Annotated in this window: 18 protein-coding genes; 11 read left to right on the plus strand and 7 right to left on the minus strand. The window is 73.2% G+C overall.

Features of this window, described 5'->3' with window-relative positions:
- Positions 1-4: 4 nt before the first annotated feature.
- The 4 genes from ACIQF6_RS29525 to argC are packed head-to-tail and all read right to left on the minus strand — an operon-like array spanning position 5 to position 4,369.
- Positions 5-1,219 (minus strand): acetylornithine transaminase, encoded by a 1,215-nt coding sequence (locus ACIQF6_RS29525; RefSeq protein ID WP_400900376.1) that lies wholly within the window; start codon positions 1,217-1,219, stop codon positions 5-7.
- Positions 1,216-2,148: an acetylglutamate kinase gene (gene argB, locus ACIQF6_RS29530; protein ID WP_400900378.1), complete on the minus strand. Its 933-nt coding sequence runs from the start codon at positions 2,146-2,148 to the stop codon at positions 1,216-1,218. The genes ACIQF6_RS29525 and argB overlap by 4 nt, the downstream gene beginning before the upstream one ends.
- Before the next feature lie 23 nt (positions 2,149-2,171).
- Positions 2,172-3,344 (minus strand): bifunctional glutamate N-acetyltransferase/amino-acid acetyltransferase ArgJ, encoded by a 1,173-nt coding sequence (gene argJ, locus ACIQF6_RS29535; protein WP_400900380.1) that lies wholly within the window; start codon positions 3,342-3,344, stop codon positions 2,172-2,174.
- A complete protein-coding gene (gene argC, locus ACIQF6_RS29540; RefSeq protein ID WP_400900382.1) occupies positions 3,341-4,369 on the minus strand; it encodes an N-acetyl-gamma-glutamyl-phosphate reductase in 1,029 nt (342 codons plus the stop codon). Before argC ends, argJ begins: the two co-directional genes overlap by 4 nt.
- Before the next feature lie 116 nt (positions 4,370-4,485).
- Here argC and ACIQF6_RS29545 point away from each other — a divergent pair, with 116 nt between their 5' ends.
- Together ACIQF6_RS29545 and ACIQF6_RS29550 are read left to right on the plus strand one after the other, a co-directional pair.
- Positions 4,486-5,667, plus strand: coding sequence for a hypothetical protein (locus ACIQF6_RS29545; protein WP_400900384.1), 1,182 nt, complete (start codon positions 4,486-4,488; stop codon positions 5,665-5,667).
- An 89-nt stretch (positions 5,668-5,756) separates the two neighbouring features.
- The gene (locus ACIQF6_RS29550) at positions 5,757-6,473 is read left to right on the plus strand and encodes a TMEM175 family protein (RefSeq protein ID WP_400900386.1); all 717 of its coding nucleotides are present in this window, start codon (positions 5,757-5,759) and stop codon (positions 6,471-6,473) included.
- On the opposite strand, the gene ACIQF6_RS29555 is transcribed toward ACIQF6_RS29550, so the two are convergent.
- Both ACIQF6_RS29555 and ACIQF6_RS29560 read right to left on the minus strand, forming a co-directional pair.
- Positions 6,458-6,913, minus strand: a complete 456-nt coding sequence (locus tag ACIQF6_RS29555; RefSeq protein WP_400900388.1) for a hypothetical protein — start codon at positions 6,911-6,913, stop codon at positions 6,458-6,460. The two genes, ACIQF6_RS29550 and ACIQF6_RS29555, sit on opposite strands and share 16 nt — an antisense overlap.
- 122 nt (positions 6,914-7,035) lie before the next feature.
- Entirely contained in the window at positions 7,036-8,028 is a 993-nt protein-coding gene (locus ACIQF6_RS29560; RefSeq protein WP_400900390.1) for a LacI family DNA-binding transcriptional regulator, read from the minus strand.
- A gap of 235 nt (positions 8,029-8,263) precedes the next feature.
- Between ACIQF6_RS29560 and ACIQF6_RS29565 the strand changes: the two genes are divergently transcribed.
- From ACIQF6_RS29565 to ACIQF6_RS29585, 5 genes are all read left to right on the plus strand, one after another.
- A complete protein-coding gene (locus tag ACIQF6_RS29565) occupies positions 8,264-9,175 on the plus strand; it encodes a ribokinase (protein WP_400900392.1) in 912 nt (303 codons plus the stop codon).
- Positions 9,176-9,300: 125 nt separating this feature from the next.
- Positions 9,301-10,647, plus strand: coding sequence for an NtaA/DmoA family FMN-dependent monooxygenase (locus ACIQF6_RS29570; protein ID WP_400900394.1), 1,347 nt, complete (start codon positions 9,301-9,303; stop codon positions 10,645-10,647).
- Positions 10,648-10,690: 43 nt separating this feature from the next.
- Positions 10,691-11,206 carry a flavin reductase family protein gene (locus ACIQF6_RS29575; RefSeq protein ID WP_400900396.1) on the plus strand — a complete coding sequence of 172 codons (516 nt, stop codon included), beginning with the start codon at positions 10,691-10,693 and terminating at the stop codon, positions 11,204-11,206.
- Positions 11,199-11,627: a riboflavin kinase gene (locus ACIQF6_RS29580; protein ID WP_400900398.1), complete on the plus strand. Its 429-nt coding sequence runs from the start codon at positions 11,199-11,201 to the stop codon at positions 11,625-11,627. Before ACIQF6_RS29575 ends, ACIQF6_RS29580 begins: the two co-directional genes overlap by 8 nt.
- A gap of 227 nt (positions 11,628-11,854) precedes the next feature.
- Positions 11,855-12,538, plus strand: a complete 684-nt coding sequence (locus ACIQF6_RS29585; protein WP_400900400.1) for a nicotinamide riboside transporter PnuC — start codon at positions 11,855-11,857, stop codon at positions 12,536-12,538.
- 155 nt (positions 12,539-12,693) lie between these two features.
- Here the strand turns inward: ACIQF6_RS29585 and ACIQF6_RS29590 are convergent, their stop codons facing one another.
- Positions 12,694-13,902: a serine hydrolase domain-containing protein gene (locus ACIQF6_RS29590; protein ID WP_400900402.1), complete on the minus strand. Its 1,209-nt coding sequence runs from the start codon at positions 13,900-13,902 to the stop codon at positions 12,694-12,696.
- Positions 13,903-14,020: 118 nt separating this feature from the next.
- Between ACIQF6_RS29590 and ACIQF6_RS29595 the strand changes: the two genes are divergently transcribed.
- The 4 genes from ACIQF6_RS29595 to ACIQF6_RS29610 all read left to right on the plus strand — a co-directional run bounded on the left by ACIQF6_RS29595 (position 14,021) and on the right by ACIQF6_RS29610 (position 16,986).
- A complete protein-coding gene (locus ACIQF6_RS29595; RefSeq protein ID WP_400900404.1) occupies positions 14,021-14,311 on the plus strand; it encodes a hypothetical protein in 291 nt (96 codons plus the stop codon).
- Positions 14,312-14,372: 61 nt separating this feature from the next.
- On the plus strand, positions 14,373-14,873 hold the full coding sequence (locus ACIQF6_RS29600) for a GNAT family N-acetyltransferase (RefSeq protein WP_400900406.1): 501 nt from the start codon (positions 14,373-14,375) through the stop codon (positions 14,871-14,873).
- A gap of 553 nt (positions 14,874-15,426) precedes the next feature.
- On the plus strand, positions 15,427-16,308 hold the full coding sequence (locus tag ACIQF6_RS29605) for a DUF4190 domain-containing protein (RefSeq protein WP_400900408.1): 882 nt from the start codon (positions 15,427-15,429) through the stop codon (positions 16,306-16,308).
- Between the two features lie 84 nt (positions 16,309-16,392).
- Complete coding sequence (locus ACIQF6_RS29610) at positions 16,393-16,986, plus strand: hypothetical protein (protein WP_400900410.1); 594 nt, start codon at positions 16,393-16,395, stop codon at positions 16,984-16,986.
- Positions 16,987-17,326: the final 340 nt, after the last annotated feature.

Genomic DNA, 17,326 nt, shown 5'->3' on the forward strand with positions numbered 1-17,326 from the left:
ACGCTCAGCTGTTCGCGCCGGGGGCGGTTTCGCGGACCGTTCGGAGGATCGCGGGCAGCGCGGCGAGGAAGCGGTCGGCCTGTTCCTCGGTGAGGATCAGCGGCGGTACGAGCCGGACGGCGTCCTTGACGGCGGCGTTGACCAGGAAGCCGGCGTCCTGCGCGGCGGCCTGGACCCGGTCGGCGACCGGCCGGGTGAGCACGATGCCGAGCAGCAGGCCCTTGCCGCGGACCTCCGCGACCAGCGGGTCGCCGATCGCCTCGATGCCGCGGCGCAGGCGCTCGCCGAGCTTGGCGGCGTGCTCCAGCAGGCCCTGCTCCTCGATGGTGCGCAGCACGGCGAGGCCGGCCGCGGCGACCACGGGGTTGCCGCCGAAGGTGGTGCCGTGCTGGCCGGGGGCGAGCAGTTCGCCGGCGTCGCCGAAGGCGAGCACGGCGCCGATCGGCAGGCCGCCGCCGAGGCCCTTGGCGAGGGTGACGATGTCCGGGTCGGCGCCGTCCTCGGCCTGGTGGGCGTACCAGTGGCCGGTGCGGCCGATGCCGGTCTGGATCTCGTCCATGACCAGCAGGGTGCCGGTGGCGCGGGTGATCTCGCGGGCGGCCCTCAGGTAGCCGTCGGGCATCGGGATGGCGCCGTTCTCGCCCTGGACGGGCTCGATGAAGACGGCGGCGGTGTCGGTGGTGACGGCCTGGCGCAGGGCCTCGATGTCGCCGAGCGGGACGTGGGTGACGTCGCCGGGCAGCGGCTTGAAGGGTTCCTGCTTGGCGGGCTGGGCGGTGAGCGCGAGGGCGCCCATGGTGCGGCCGTGGAAGGCGCCCTGGACGGAGACCAGGTGGGTGCGGCCGGTCAGCCGGGAGATCTTGAAGGCGGCCTCGTTGGCCTCGGCGCCGGAGTTGCAGAAGAACACCCGGGCCGGGCGGCCGGCCAACTCGACGAGCTTCTCGGCGAGTTGGACGGTCGGCTCGGCCATGAACAGGTTGGAGACGTGGCCGAGGGTGGTGATCTGCCCGGTGACGGCCTCGACGATCGCGGGGTGCGCGGTGCCGAGCGCGTTGACGGCGATGCCGGCGACCAGGTCGAGGTACTCGTTGCCGTCGGCGTCCCACAGCAGGGCGCCTTCGCCGCGCACCAGCGGGATCCGCGGGGTGCCGTAGTTGTGCATCAGGGTGGTGCGGTACCGCTCGGTGATCGACGCGTTGCCGGTCGGTGTGTCGCTCATGCCAGGCCCCCCAGGACGGTGGTGTCGTCGTCGGGCACGACCATGGTGCCGATGCCCTCGTCGGTGAAGATCTCCAGCAGCAGGCTGTGCTGGACCCGCCCGTCCAGGACGCGGGCGGTGCCCACGCCGGAGCGGACGGCGCGCAGGCAGCCCTCCATCTTGGGGAGCATGCCGCTGGCCAGGGTCGGCAGCATCTCCTCCAGTTCGGTGGCGTTGAGCTGGCTGATCACGTCGTCGGAGTGCGGCCAGTCCTTGTAGAGGCCTTCGACGTCGGTGAGCACGACCAGCATCTCGGCGCCGAGCGCGACGGCCATCGCGGCGGCGGCGGTGTCGGCGTTGATGTTGTAGATGTGGCCGTCGGCGCCGCGGGCGATCGAGGAGATGACCGGGATCCGGCCGTCGGCGATCAGGGCCTTGACCGCGCCGGCCTCGATGTTGACGATGTCGCCGACCAGGCCGATGTCGACCTGTTCGCCGTCGACCACGGCGTAGCGCTTGACGGCGGTCATGGTGTGCGCGTCCTCGCCGGTCATGCCGACGGCGAACGGGCCGTGCGCGTTGAGCAGGCCGACGAGTTCGCGCTGGACCTGCCCGGCGAGCACCATCCGGACCACGTCCATGGTCTCGGGGGTGGTGACGCGCAGGCCGGCGGTGAACGAGGACTCCAGGCCGAGCCTGTCGAGCTGGGCGCTGATCTGCGGGCCGCCGCCGTGCACCACGACGGGGTGCAGGCCGGCGTAGCGGAGGAAGACCACGTCCTGGGCGAAGGCGGCCTTGAGGTCCTCGTCGACCATGGCGTTGCCGCCGAACTTGATGACGACGGTCTTGCCGTGGAAGCGCTCCAGCCAGGGCAGCGCCTCGATCAGGGTGCGGGCCTTGGGCAGGGCGGCGTTGCTGCGGGCCTGTTCGCCCTTGGGTGCGATCTGCATGGCGTGGGTCGATTCCCCCCGGGTCAGCTGGAGTAGGCGCTGTTCTCGTGCACGTATTCGGCGGTCAGGTCGTTGGTCCAGAGGCTGGCGGCGGCCCGGCCGGCCTTCAGGTCGGCGGTGATGACGACCTCGCGGCCCTTCATGGAGACCAGGTCGCGGTCCTCGCCGACGCCGCCGCCCCGGCACACCCAGACGCCGTTGATGGCGACGTCCAGCTGGTCCGGGTCGAAGGCGGCGGAGGTGGTGCCGATCGCGGACAGCACCCGGCCCCAGTTGGGGTCCTCGCCGTGGATGGCGCACTTGAGCAGGTTGCTGCGGGAGATGGTGCGGGCGACGTCGACGGCCTCGTCCTCGGTGAGGGCGTTGACGACGTCGATCCGGATGTCCTTGGACGCGCCCTCGGCGTCGCCGATCAGCTGGCGGGCCAGGTCGGCGCTGACGGTGCGCACGGCTTCGGCGAACTCGGCCTGGTCCGGGGCGAGTTCGGAGGCGCCGGAGGCGAGCAGCAGCACCGTGTCGTTGGTGGACATGCAGCCGTCGGAGTCGACCCGGTCGAAGGTGGTGCGGGTGGCGTCGCGCAGCGCGGCGTCCAGCTGGGCGGATTCGACCACGGCGTCGGTGGTGAGCACGACCAGCATGGTGGCCAGGCCCGGGGCGAGCATGCCCGCGCCCTTGGCCATGCCGCCGACCGTCCAGCCGGCCGGGCTGGTGACCTGGGCGGTCTTGTGCACGCTGTCGGTGGTCTTGATGGCGATCGCGGCTTCCTCGCCGCCGGTCGCGGACAGCGCCTCGACGGCCTGTTCGATGCCGGGCAGCAGCTTGTCCATCGGCAGCCGGACGCCGATCAGGCCGGTGGAGCAGACCGCGACGTCGATCGCGCCGACGCCGAGTTCGGCGGCGACCTTCTCGGCGGTGGCGTGGGTGTCCTGGAAGCCCTCCGGGCCGGTGCAGGCGTTCGCGCCACCGGAGTTGAGGACGACGGCGGTCAGCTCGCCGTCCTTCAGCACCTGCCGGGACCACTTGACCGGCGCGGCGTGCACCCGGTTGGAGGTGAACACGCCGGCGGCGGCGTGCTGCGGCCCGTCGTTGACGACGAGCGCCAGGTCGGGGGTGCCGGACGCCTTGATGCCGGCGGTGACGCCCGCCGCGCGGAAGCCCTTCGCCGCGGTGACGCCGAGGTTCCGAGTTTCCGTCATGGTGCGACTCCGTTCAGCGGAAGACCGAGCTCCTCGGGGAGGCCGAGGGCGATGTTCATGCTCTGCACCGCGCCACCGGCGGTGCCCTTCACCAGGTTGTCGATCGCGCTGATCGCGATGATCCGCCCGGCGTGCTCGTCCAGGACGACCTGGAGCACGGCCGCGTTCGAGCCGTAGACGGACGAGGTGTGCGGCCACTGGCCCTCGGGCAGCAGGTGGACGAACGGCTCGTCGCCGTACGCCTTCTCGTACGCGGCGCGCAGGCTCTCGGCCGTCGTGCCGGGCCTGGCCTTGGCGGAGCAGGTGGCGAGGATGCCGCGCGGCATCGGCGCGAGAGTGGGGGTGAAGGAGACGGTGACGGGCTCGCCCGCGAGCGGGGTGAGGTTCTGCGCCATCTCCGGGGTGTGCCGGTGGCCGCCGCCGACGCCGTACGGGCTCATCGAGCCCATCACCTCGCTGCCCAGCAGGTGCGTCCTGGCGGCCTTGCCCGCGCCGGAGGTGCCGGACGCGGCGGTGATCACGGCCTCCGGTTCGGCCAGGCCCGCGGCGTACATCGGGAACATCGCGAGCGTGACGGCGGTCGGGTAGCAGCCCGGCACCGCGATCCGCCTGCTGCCCTTCAACGCCTCGCGGTGGCCCGGCAGTTCGGGCAGGCCGTAGGGCCAGGTGCCGGCGTGCGGGGAGCCGTAGAACTGCTCCCAGTCGGCCGCGGACCTCAGCCGGTGGTCGGCCCCGAGGTCGACCACCAGGACGTCCTCGCCGAGCTGGGCGGCGATCTCGGCGGACTGGCCGTGCGGCAGGCCGAGGAACACGATGTCGTGCCCGGCCAGCGTCTGCGCGTTCGTCGGCTCCAGCACCCGGTCGGCCAGTCCGATCAGGTGCGGCTGCAGCGCGCCGAAGCGCTGCCCCGCGTTGGAGCCGCCGGTCAGCGCCCCGATCTCCACCTCCGGATGCCCTTGCAGCAGGCGCAGCACCTCGCCGCCCGCGTACCCGCTCGCTCCGGCGACGGCAACTCGCAATACCATGGCATTCCTTCCTGAAGCCCAGCATGAATATACGCACTCCAGTAAAATCATGCAAGAATGCCGACTGTCGTACCGGCCGCCTCCGGACTGTCGTACGCGGGTTCTAGCCTGCCGCCATGACCGAACTCGCCGTACTGGCCCGCCTCTCGGGCGACGAAGAATTTCCGGTGGAGCAGCTGACCTGCCACCCGCGGCTGCCGCTGGCCGTCGGCACGTCGAGCGGCTGCCGCTCCGTCCGCGTCCTCGACTGCGCCGAGGGGCGGCTGCGCGAGCTCGCCGTGCTCGACGTCGAACCGGGCACCACGCCGTGGGGAGACTCGGGGCCGCAGGCGGTGGCCTGGCATCCGCACCGGCCGCTGCTGGTCGTGGCGGACGGGGAGTCCCTGCTGCGGTGGACCGCCGACGGGCCGTCCGACCCGGTGCGCACCCCGGCCGGGGCGGAGTACGAGGCACTGGCGTTCAGCCCGGACGGGGGCTCGCTGTGGGCCACGCCGTCCGCCGAGGACGGGTGGGAGAGCTCGGACGTCCTCGACCCCGCCACCGGCGAGGTCACCGGCACCGCCCGGAGCTGGGACACCGGCGTCGGCGCCCACCCGTCCGGCGAGCTGGTCGCCACCCTGACCAGCGACCAGGGCGCCACCCACTGCCTGTTCGCCCGGCCCGGCGACACGGCCATGCGGGTGCAGCGGCAGGCGCTGATCCTGGACGTCGACGGCTACCGCGCCCCGCTGTTCAGCGCCGACGGGCGGCACTTCGTGATCCGCGGCAACGCGTACGTCGACATGCTGGAGGTCTTCGCGTTCCCGTCGCTGCGGAGCGTCCTGTCGACGACGCTCGACGAGGACCGGTCCGTCGAGTGGCCGCGCGAGAACCTCGCCTGGGACGCCCGGCCCGGCGTGCTGTGGATCGGCACGCCCACCGGCTCGCTCCTCGAACTCGACGTCGAGTCCGAGGAGGCCACCGAGCACGCCTCCCCCGACGCCCTCCCGATCTCCGCCCTGGCCGCCACCGCCGACGGCTCCCTGCTGGTGGCCCGTGACGACGGCGGACTCGTCCTGCTGTCGGTGCGGCCCGCCGCTCCCGCCCTCGAACCGAACAACGACGTCGCGGTGTTCCTCGCGGGGACGGAGGACGCGCCGCTGGACGGCGAGTTGGAGGACCACCTGGCCCTCACCGACGGCACCAGCAGCTGGACGGACGACGACCTCGCCACGATCACCGAGACCGGACCCGGGGACCCGACCTGGCTTCAGATCCAGGCCCAGATGAACCGCTTCCGGGGCCCGGCGACGACCTGACGCCCGATCGGGCCGGGGCGGGCCGGGGGCGGGCCGGTCCGGCGGCGCGCGCCCGGCGAGATCCGGAGGAGAGGGCCTAGAGTGACGCCATGGCGGCGGAGGGTGACACCGACAGCTACGCGGCCGCGGAGTCCGAGGAGGCGAGCGGCTCGCCGGCCCGCCTGGTCGCGCTGTCCGACGGCGTCTACGCGATCGCCTTGACGCTGCTGGTGCTGAACCTCTCCGTGCCGGCCGATCTGGAGCACGCGGGGTTCGCGCACGCCCTCCACGACGTGTGGCCCCGCCTCGGCACGTACGGCCTGAGCTTCGCCGTCATCGCCTCGCTGTGGCGGGACCACCGGCGGATCTTCCAGTTCGTCGCGCGGATCGACGACGCGGCCATCCGGCTGACGCTGGCGGGTCTCGGCGCGGTGGCGCTGCTGCCGTTCCCGACGACGCTGCTGTCCGACTACGGGGGGCACGAGCCGGAGGCGGTGACGTTCTACGCCGCCACGATCGCCGCGGCCAACCTGATGTACCTGCTGCTGTTCGTCAGGATCCTGCGGCACGCCGGGCTGCGGGCCTCCCCGATCCCCCGGCGGGTCGCCCGCGGCATGGCGACGGACCACGCCGGGACGATCCTGATCGCCGCGGCGACCGCGGCGGTCGCCTGGACCGTCTCGCCCGCCGCGGGTCTGTATCTGTGGCTCGCCGCGCTCCCGTGCGGCGTCGCGGCCCGCAGGATGCGTCGGCCGTCGCGGGCGCGACGGCCGAAGCGGGCGCGACGGCCGAAGCGGGCGCGGCGCACCGGTCAGAAGTCGGGCTGAGTGACCGTCAGTCCCCAGTGCACGTCGGGGGCGGAGGCGGTCACCCCCACGGAGAAGGAGCGGCCCTGTTCGGCCGTCACCACCGCCGAGCCGCGGCCGACGGCGTCGGCCGGGCAGGCGACGGTGAACTCCACCGGGGTGGCGTCGCCGTAGGAGGCCCGGTAGCTGACGTGCACCTCGCCGGCCCCGCCGCTGCCGCCCTGGCAGCCGACCGTGACGGTGACGGGCGGACCGTAGGCCGACGCACCGCCGGTGACCGCCCCGCCGTCACCGATCCAGTCCGGGATCCAGATCAGCCCGTCGGGCCCGGGGTGCGGCAGGATCTGGCCCGTCCCCGGCATCCCGTGCTCCGCGCCCCCGCTCTGCTCGGCGACCGCCGGCCCTGCCGCCACCACCAGCGCCGCCGCTGCGGCCGCCCAGGCGAAACTCGCGCGCCTCATGATGTGTCCCCCTCTGTTTCGGCCGGGCCCGGATGACCCGTCGTGTCCGAACAGTCTTGTCCGGCGCCGGCGGGGCCCACCTGAGTACGGGTACTCAGATTCCCGGGCCGCTTGGCGCGCCGTCAGGCCCTCGCGTCCGTCGAGGCCCGGACCACCAGTTGCGGGGCGAAGCGCTCCACGTTCTCCGCCCGTTCCCTGGCGGTGGCCTGAAGGAGTGTCAGGGCGCGTTCGGCCATCGCGGTGAGCGGGTGGCGGATGGAGGTGATCGGCGGGTCGAGGAGTTCGAGTATCTCGGTGTCGTCGAAGCCGGTGACGGCGATCTCGCCGGGGACGGACACCGCCGAGCGTTGCAGGGTGGAGACCAGGCCCACCGCGAGGACGTCCGCCCCGCAGACGACGGCGTCGATCTCGTCGCGCTGCGCGGCGATCCGCCGCCCGGCGGTGCGGCCGGCGTCGGTGGTGAAGCTGGGGAGCAGAACGGTGGCGGCGCCGTCCCCGCGCGCGGCGGTGAACGCGGCGAGGCGTTCCGCGCCGGAGGAGGAGGCCTGGTCGGCGGCGACCAGGGCGATCCGGTGGCGGCCAAGGCCGTCGAGGTGGTCGAGGAGCAGCCGCATCGCGGCGGCGTTGTCGAGGGTGACGGCGACCGTCCCGGAGTCGCTCGCCCAGCGGTCGAACAGGATGACGGGCGCACGTTCGGCGGCGGCCCGGACGGCGGGGCCGGAGGCTGCGGCGGAGACGGGGACGACGACCAGCCCGTCGACCCGTCCGCCGAGCAGCGTCTCGATCTGTTCGGCCTCGATCTGCACCGAGTTCGCGGCGTCGGAGACGACCAGTTGTCCGCCGGCGGCGCGGACCTGTTGGGCGATGGCGTCGGCGAGTTGGACGAAGTAGGGGTTGGCGAGCGAGGGGACGACGACGCCGATCGTGCCGGTGGTGCCGGTGCGCAGCGCCCTCGCGGAGTGGTTGGTGCGGTAGCCGAGTTCGCGGGCGGCGTCCTCGACGCGGCGGGCGAGTTCGGGGTCGACGTTGCGCGGGGTGCCGGCCAGGACGCGTGAGGCGGTCGCGCGGGAGACGCCGGCGGCTGCGGCCACGTCGAGGAGTCGGGGCGCTGTCACGTGGGGGTCCTCCGCGGTCGGGAAGGGCGCCAGGAGGCGTCGTCGGTAACGGTGTTGGTTGCGGCGCCGGCGCGGGTTCGGTGTCGGAACGGTGTCGGCGCGGTCTCGGATCGGGCGGCCGCGGACCGGTATGTCCGAGCTGGCGGAATGCGCAGCACGAGGGTACTTGACGGTCGGCGAGGGGTGGGCCAGAGTGTGGGAAATCGATCTCCCAAGGAGCTCCCGAGGAGCGCAGATGCCGTCCATCACCGTCGTCGGTTCGGTCAACCGCGATCTTGTGCTGACCGTTCACGGCCTGCCGCGACCCGGCGAGACCGTGCTCGCGGACGGCTTCGTCGAGGGCGTCGGCGGCAAGGGCGCCAACCAGGCCGTGGCGGCCGCCCGACTCGGTTCGCGCGTACGGCTGGTGGCCCGGGTGGGGGCGGACGCGGAGGCGATCCTGCGGGCGCTGGCCGCCGAGGGCGTGGACGTCGCGGCGGTGCTTCCGGCCGAGGACGCCAGCACGGGCATCGCCTCCGTGGTCGTCGACCACGCGGGCGAGAACACCATCGTGGTCAACCCGGGCGCCAACGCCGCGCTCACCGTCGACGACCTGCCGGACCGACTGGCGGGTCCGGGCGAGGTGTTGCTGGTGCAGCACGAGATCGCGGCGGAGGTGGTCGCCGCGGCGGTGCTGCGGGCCCGGGAGCAGGGCGGCACGGTCGTCCTCAACCCGGCGCCGGCCCGCCCGGTCGCACCCGAGGTGCTGGCGGCGGTGGACGTCCTGGTCCCCAACCTGGGCGAACTCGCCACCCTGCTCGACGTCGACCGGCCGGCCGGCCCGGACGGCGCCCGCGACCTGCTGGAGCGCACCGAACTGCCGTGCGGCGCCGTGGTGGTGACGCTCGGCGCGGACGGGGCGCTGGTCAAGCAGTCGGGCCGACCGGCCGTCCACCTGCCCGCGCCGGCGGTGGACGCCGTCGACACCGTCGGCGCCGGCGACACCTTCTGCGGGGCGCTCGCCGACTCCCTCGCCCGCGGCACCGACCTGCTCGTCGCCGCCGAACGCGCCGTCCGGGCGGCCTCGTTGGCCGTCACCGGGCTCGGCGCCCAGTCCTCCATGCCGACCGCGGCGCAGCTCGACTCCCCCGCCCCGGACGGTTCCTGACCACCCCCAGCCCAACTCCTCGCCCGTCGCCGCCCCTTGGCGGCACGTGCGTCAACTCGCCCTACGTCGGAAGATCCTGACGAATCGTCGGCTCCCCCGCACCACCAGTTCAACGGAGAACACCCATGCGCAGCCTCAAGCTCGGCCTGTTCGAGAACGCCCAGACCAACGCGAGCGGCACCGCCACCTGGCGCCACCCCGAGAGCCGTCGGCACCTGTTCGACACGCTCGGCTACTGGCGCGAGGTCGCGCAGCTCTGCGAGGACGCCAAGCTGGACTTCCTGTTCCTGGCCGACGCCTGGGGCTGGTCGGAGATCGACGGGGTGCGCCCGCCGATCGCCACCGAGGAGACCCTCGACCTGCCGCGCCTGGACCCGTTCGTGATCGCCTCGGCGCTGCTCGCCTCGACCACCGACCTGGGCCTGGTGGTGACCGGCTCGGTGCTGGTGGAGCCGCCGTACGCGTTCGCCCGCCGCCTGGCCACCCTGGACCAGCTGTCCGGCGGCCGACTGGGCTGGAACATCGTCACCACCGGCACCGCCGACACCGCCGTGAAGGCGTTCGGAATGGACATGGTGGCGCACGACGACCGGTACGCGATGGCCGAGGACTTCCTCGACCTGGTCTACAAGTACTGGGAGGGCTCCTGGGAGCCGGACTCCCTGGAGAAGGACAAGGCGGGCCGGTTCGCCGACCCGTCGAAGGTGCACCTGGTCGAGCACGAGGGCCCGTACTTCCGCTCGCACGGCTACGGCAACACGGCCCGTTCCCCGCAGGGCACCCCGGTGCTGTTCCAGGCCGGCGCGTCCCCGGCGGGCCGCCGGGTAGGCGGGCGGCACGGCGAGTGCATGTTCGTCGGCAGCGGCAGCGTCGCGCAGCTGGCGGGCCACACCCGGGCGATCCGCGAGGAGGCGGTGAAGGCCGGCCGCTCCGCCGACCAGGTCAAGATCATGTCGGCGTTCTCCTGCGTGGTCGGCGCGACCACCCAGGACGCCGAGCGCCGCTGGCAGCAGATCCTGGACGCGCAGCGCCCGGAGGTCACCGTGGCCTCGTACGCGATGTTCACCGGCCTGGACCTGTCCTCCTACTCGCCGGACACCCCGATGAGCGCACTGTCCACCGAGATGTCGCAGACCCAGGTCGCCCGGTTCGCGGACAAGACCGTCGGCGACGTGCTCGCCGACTGGCACACCCACGGCGTCGGCGCCCGCCCGGTGGTCGGCACCGCCGAGGAGATCGCGGACGAGATCTGCGCGCTCGCCGAGGGCGCGGACCTGGACGGCTTCCTGCTCTCGCCGCCCGTGCAGCCGCACTCCACCGTCGAGTTCGTCGAATCGGTGCTGCCGATCCTGCGCAAGCGCGGCGTGTTCCGCGGCGAGTACGCGGCGGGCGAGTCGCTGCGCGAGCGCCTGACCGGCGCCGACGACCGGGCGCTGCCGGCCAGCCACCCGGCCGCCCGGTACCGCCACTGATCCACCCACCCACGCCATTCGCGACGAGAGGACGGCGACGGCCATGGCCATTCCCGCCCACCACCCCACCACAGCCGGTGACTTGAGCGCCGACGCGCTGCGCCAGGCCTTCGGGGCGTACCCCACCGGCGTGGTCGCGATCGGCGGACTGCGCGAGGGCGCACCGGACGGGTTCGCGGCGAGCTCGTTCGTGTCGATCTCGCTGGAGCCGCCGATGATCGCGGTCAGCGTGGCCCGCACCTCGACCACCTGGCCGCGCCTCGCCGACCTGCCGGTGCTCGGGCTGAGCGTGCTCAGCCACGGCCAGGGCTCGCTCTGCCGCCGGCTGGCCTCGCGGGCGGGCGACCGCTTCGAGGGCACCGACTGGCAGGCGACGGAGGACGGCGCGGTGCTGATCGAGGGCGCCGCGCTGTGGCTGACCGCCCGGGTCGGCGCGGTGTACGACGGCGGCGACCACGAGATCGTCCTGATGGAGCTGCTCACCTCCGAGCTGTTCCCCGGCGTGGAGCCGCTGGTGTTCCACACCAGCCAGTTCCGCGAGCTGTCCCCCCATGCCTGACACCTCTCCGACCTGCCTGTCCGGCACCGTCGTTCACGGTGCCGGGCGGGGCCGGGGGCTGGGCTTCCCCACCGCCAACATCTCCCCCGACCCCGGTTCGGACGTCCCGCAGCCCGCCGTCTACAGCGGCTGGCTGACCCGCCCGGCCACCGGCGCCGTGCACCGCGCGACGATCAGCATCGGCACCAACCCGACCTTCGAGGACGGCCCGCGGATCCACACCGAGGTGTACTGCCACGACACCTCCGACGACCTGTACGGCGAACGCGTGTCGCTCTGGTTCGTCGCCCGGATCCGGGACACCGTCAGGTTCGCCTCGGTGGACGAGCTACTGCTCGCCGCCCGGGCGGACGTCCGCCGCTCGGAGGCGCTGCTGGACTCGGCGCACGGCCGCAACGTGCTGGCCGTAGCCACCGCCTGACGATCCGTCGGATTTCGGGTTCCCACAAGCCCGGTCGGCCCCGCACCCCCGCTTCCCCCGCGGGGCCGACCGTCCCCTCCCCTCCCCCTGCACGGCACGCACCCCCACCCCCACACCCTCGTCTGCGCCCAACGCCCGCGTGCCCGGCCGGCCCCGCCCCCGCTTCCCCCGTAGCGGGGCCGGCCGCTCCTCCCCCGCCTCGCTCCGAACGAACAAAGGTGTGAGTAATGAGCGCATTCCACTGGCTGAACGACCAGTTCAGCTTTTTCGGGCTCCCCGTCTACTGGTCCGACTTCCTGGGCAACATCCTGGCGCTCGCCACCGTCTGGCTGGCGCTGCGCCGGTCCCTGGTGGCCTGGCCGGTGCAGATCCTCGGCTCGGTCTTCCTGCTGATCGCCAGCCTGAACGTGCACCTCGGCGGCAACGCCGCCCGGCAGGTCGTGATCATCGTGTCGGCCAGCTGGGGCTGGGCCACCTGGAAGCGCAGCCGTGAGAAGGAAGGCACCATCCAGGTCCGCTGGGCGAGTTGGACCGAACGCATCGCCCTGATAGCCGCGATGGTGCTCGGCACCTGCGCGTTCGGCGCGCTGCTCAACTGGAAGGACGCCTCGTTCTACCCGGGCGCGCCCTGGTGGATGATCCTCGCCGACGCCTGGATCTTCATCGGTTCGATCCTCGCCATGTACAGCCAGGCCCGCCGCTACATCGAGTTCTGGTTCGTCTGGCTGGCCGTCGACCTGGTCGGCGTGCCGCTGGCCATCCACTCGGAGCTGTACTTCTCGGGCATCGTCTACGCCATCTTCTTCGTCATGGTGGTGATGGGCATCCGCGACTGGGCCTCCCGCAGCAAGCCGCAGGACATCGCCTCCCCGCTGGAGCCCGCCGTCCAGGTCGAGACCCGCCAGCACTGACCCACCCACACCCCCCACGCGCAGCAGGCCGGCTCCCACCCCCACGGAAGCCGGCCTGCTGTCTGCGCCGACGGCGGATCAGGACGCACTGTGTCGACGGCGGGCCTGGACGCTCTGCGTCGACACCGGGTCAGGCGCTCTGCGTCGACGCCAGGTCAGGACGCCCGGAGCGCGTCGTAAACGGCCGCGATCAGGCGGTGGTTCTCCGGGCCGGCGCCGTAGCGGGACGGGAAACCGAAGCGGCGACGGGTGTACGCGTATGCCAGGTCGCTGCCGGGGTCGGCGAAGCCGAGGGAGCCGGTCGCGCCGCTGTGGCCGAACGCGTCCGGGCCCAACGGGCGGAACCGGGCGGTGAGTTCCTCGAAGCCGAGGCCGAAGACGTCCTCGTTGCCGGTGATCACGTCGGTGCCGCGGAACTGCGGGCGGGCGAACTCGGCGATGGTCTCCGGCTTCAGCAGCGCCGCCCGGCCGGCCACCTCCCCGATCGCCGCCGCATACAAGCCCGCCACACCGCGGGCCGTGCCGACACCGCCGGTCGACGTCGGCCCGAGGGCCCGCACGGTGCGGTTGTTGGCGAATGCCACCAGCTCGGTCGGGGTCGCCCCGTTCCGGTTGCCGGCGACGGCGAGGATGCTGGTCGGGTCGTCCTTCCGGGCCGCGAGCCGCTCGGCCTGCTCCGGCGTCGGCCGCAGCGGCAGCGTCTGCGCCCGGCGCGCCTCCAACTCCTCGGGCAGGCCCAGGTAGAAGTCCAGCCCGTACGGGGCGCGGATCCGCTCCTCGAAGATCTGCTGGATCGACCGGCCGGTCACCCGCCGGATCACCTCGCCGGTGAGCGCACCGATCACGAACGCGTGGTAGCCGTACGCCGATCCCGGCTCCCAGAACGGCCGTTGGCCCGCCAAACGGGCCGCGATCACCCGGTCGTCCGCCAACTCCTCGTCGGTGAAGCCGCCGTCCGCCCCGGGCACCCCCGAGCGGTGCGCGAGCAGCTCGCGCAGCGTCAGCCGGTCCTTGCCGTGGACACCGAACTCCGGCCAGTACGAGGCCACTTCGCGGTCCAGGTCGAGCACGCCGTCCTGCACCAGCAGCGCCGCCACCAGGTGCGCCGCGCCCTTCGTGATGGAGAACACGCTCATCAGGGTGTCCGCGTCCGTCCCGCCCCCGGCCCACAGGTCGACCACCTGCCGACCGCCGACCCGCACCACCAGCTGCGCCTCCGGCGACTCGTGCATCTCGCCCAGCACGGCGGCGAATTCGTCCCGCACACCTTCGAATCCCGCCGCCACGGTGCCCTGCACCGCATCACCGTGCGCCGTATCACCCTGCGCCGTATCACCCTGCACCGTGTCGCCCTGGTACGCCATCGCCGTTCCCCCGTTTGTCCGATCGTCCGGCCCCGTCCGACTGTCCGCCGGTCGAAGATCCCAACTTCTGTTCCCCCACGAAGATTCCCACTCCGGGCGCGCTGCCGGGATCACCGCCGTGACCAGCCGCTTCCGCATCGACCGCGTCCTCGCCGACCGCCCCTTCGCCGAGGTCGGCGACCCGGCTCCCGCGGTGCCGGACGACCGCCGCGACCCGGCCGGCGGCACGCCGCGCCGGCGCTCCCCGCCGGGTGTTCCCCGCCGGGCGTTCCCCGCCGGACGTTCCGCACCGACCGGTCGGGAGCCGCGCCGGACGTCGACCACTACCACCGTCCATCCTGCCGACGAGGACGCCGAGTTGACCGTCCGTCGATCGCCTGCGGCACCGTTCGGCGACGCGGCCCGGTGACGGCCGGCTGCTCTCCTGCACCACATGAGGCGGGCGGACCTGCGCGTGCCATGATCGGGCCATGGCCGAACCGGTGATCCGCCCGCGACACGACGACGATCTGCCTGCCTGCGTCCGGACGTTGGCGGCCGTCCACCGGGCGGACGGGTATCCGGCGGCCTGGCCGGCCGAACCGGAACGCTGGCTGACCCCAAGGGAGTTGCTCGGCGTGTGGGTCGCCGTCGACGGGTCGGCCGTGGTCGGCCACGTGGCCCTCACCCGCACCGGCCCTGCACTGGCGGCTTCCGTCGGCCACCCGGAGGAACAACTCGGCGCGGTGGCCCGGCTGTTCGTCGACGTCCCGGCCCGGCGGGGCGGTCTGGCCGCCACGCTGCTGGCCCGGGCGGCGCGGGCGGCCGCCGAGGACGGGCGGCGGCCGGTGCTGGAGGTCGAGTCCGGTGCCGCCGGTGCAATCGCGCTGTACGAGCGCGCCGGCTGGCGGCTGGTCGGCACCGCCCCGGGAGACTGGCTGACGACCGCCGGGCAGCCCGCGGTGGTCCACACCTATGTCGGTCCGGTCTGACCCTCCCTCAGCACACCTTTCCGCCCATGGGACGATACGAACATCGGTTCGCATCCCGACTGCGACGCAGGAGACGTTTCCTGCCCGCGATCGCCGCGCCGATCATCGCCGTCCCGACGCCCCAAGGTGCCGCATGACCGTCCCCGTCCCGCCCGACCGCCCCGAGCCCGAGCCTGCGGCCACGCCCGAGGACGCGTCGACGCCCACTCGCCCCGCCACCGAGCCCGGCCGTCCCGACACCGCGCACGCGCCGGCGTCCGCGACCGAGAGCAAGCCCGGGTCCGAGTCCGACTCCGGGCCTGAGTCCAACTCCGACCCCGAGCCCGAGCCCGACTCCAACTCCGGGGACGCGTCGACGCCCACTCGCCCCGACGCCGCGCACGCGCCGGTGCCTGCGACCGAGAGCAAGCCCGAGTCCGGAGACGCGTCGACGTCCGAGGCGAACTCGTGGACCGCGCCCCCGTCCGTGCCCCTGCCCGCCAGCGGGCCGGCACCTGCCACCAACCCGTGGGCTGTACCGAATCCGAATGCGGCGCCACCGATTCACCCGGCGATGTCGGGCCCTGTTCCGGGTCCGTTCCCCGGCGCTGTTCCGCCGCACGTCCCGCCCCACATCCCGTCCCCGAACGGCACGTACTGGGGTCAGTACCCTGCGCCGGTCCCGCAGCCGCGGAACGGCCTCGGGGTGGCGGCCCTGGTGCTGGGGATCATCAGCCTGGTGCTCTGCCTGCCGCTGATCCTCTTCTGGTTCGCCTGGCTGCCCGCCGTACTCGCGGTGGTCTTCGGCTGCATCGGCCTGAGCCTCGCCCGCAAGCGCCAGGCCACCAACCGGCCGATGGCTCTCACCGGCACCGTTCTCGGCGCCGTCGCCCTGCTGGCCTCGATCGTCACCGGCGGCCTCCTGGTCGCCGATCTGGCCTCCTCCAACGCGGGGCCGAGCGTCACGGTCGGGATGCACGACGACTCCGAGGAGCAGCGCCTGGCGGACGAGCAGGCGAAGGAGGACGCGGCGAAGGAGGCGGACGAGAAGGCCCGGCACCTGTCGTTCGGCGGTTCCTACACGTACTCCGACGGCCTGAAGGTCACCATGGCCGAGCCGGCCGCCACCACGCCGGTCAAGAGCCCCGGCTCGCCGCTCCCGCAGGACGCGACGTTCGTCCGGCTCCAGGTGACCGTGGTCAACACCAGCTCCGCCGAACTGTCGCTGTACGGCTCGGGCCTGCTCATCGTCAAGGACTCCAACGACACCCTGCTCTACCCGCTGTTCGGCAGCGGCCAGTACCAGGGCCTCCCCAAGTCCCTCGCCCCCGGCCAGGAGGCCACCGCGGTGGAGACATACGGCCTGCCGAACGCCTCATCCGACCCGTTCACGCTCCGGTTCACCCACGGCACCGACCTCAGGGACGTCACCTGGATCGGCTCGCCGCCCCGCTGATCCATCGCCCCACTGTCCGACCGATCCACCGCCCCACCGCCCCACCGCCCCACCGCCCCACTGATTCGCCGGAGTTGACCCCCCGTGTCCGCCGTCTCCGAACTCGCCGCCCTCGGCGAACCCGTCCTCGCTGTCGCCGACCCCGCCCGACACCTGCTCGCCGTGGCATGCGCCAACAAGTACGGGGAGGCCCTGAAGCTCGGCCTGTTCGAGACGGGCGACCGGCCCCGGATGCTGCGCCGGATCAAATGCGAGCAGCACATCAACACGCTGGCGTTCCACCCGAGCAGCCCGCTGCTCGCGGTGGGCCTCGGCGACTACGACGGCGGCTACCACTTCATGGGTCAACTGTTGCTGGTGGGGCTCGAAGACAAGTCCAAGCGTCCGATGTTCGCCGAGTCCTGGGGCCGCCAGGTCATCACCGCCGAGTGGCTGGACGAGACCCGGTTGCGCATGCACCTGGCCCCGTACGACGACGACAAGGACGACGACGCCCACCACGAGGCCCACGTGGTCGTCCTGGACCGCCCCGACTGGACGACCGCACTCTCCCGCTCCATCCCCGACAAGCGCCTCCAGGGCCCGCGAATCCCGTTCCCCCGCCCGGCCCACGACCCCTCCGCCGCCCGCCAGTTGGCCACCCGCCTGCTCACCCCGCCGAGCCCGCGCCACCACTGACCGCCCGCGGAGCCCGCGACGGGGCGGTCAGCAACAGAGCTTCCCGACGGTCTCCTCGAACTCGGAAAACGCTACGGCCGCCTCCTCGATCACCCGGGCGACCGACCGCCGCCGCTCCGGCCTGAACTTCTCGGCGACAGCCAGCAGTTCACCCGAGACCGCGCCGCCCGCCCGCGCCGCAGTCGGCCCACGGCAACCTCCCCCGGCCCGAGCCCACCGGCCGACCGGCCGACCGGCAGCGGAACGCACCCAGGTCGCGGGCCGCCACGGCAGCCTCCCGCTCGGAACCGAGAAACACAACGGGCTGCTCAAGGAGCGGGCGCCCCGGCCAGCCCATCGG

Source organism: Kitasatospora sp. NPDC092948, from assembly GCF_044754805.1.
In the GTDB taxonomy this organism is placed as follows: domain Bacteria; phylum Actinomycetota; class Actinomycetes; order Streptomycetales; family Streptomycetaceae; genus Kitasatospora.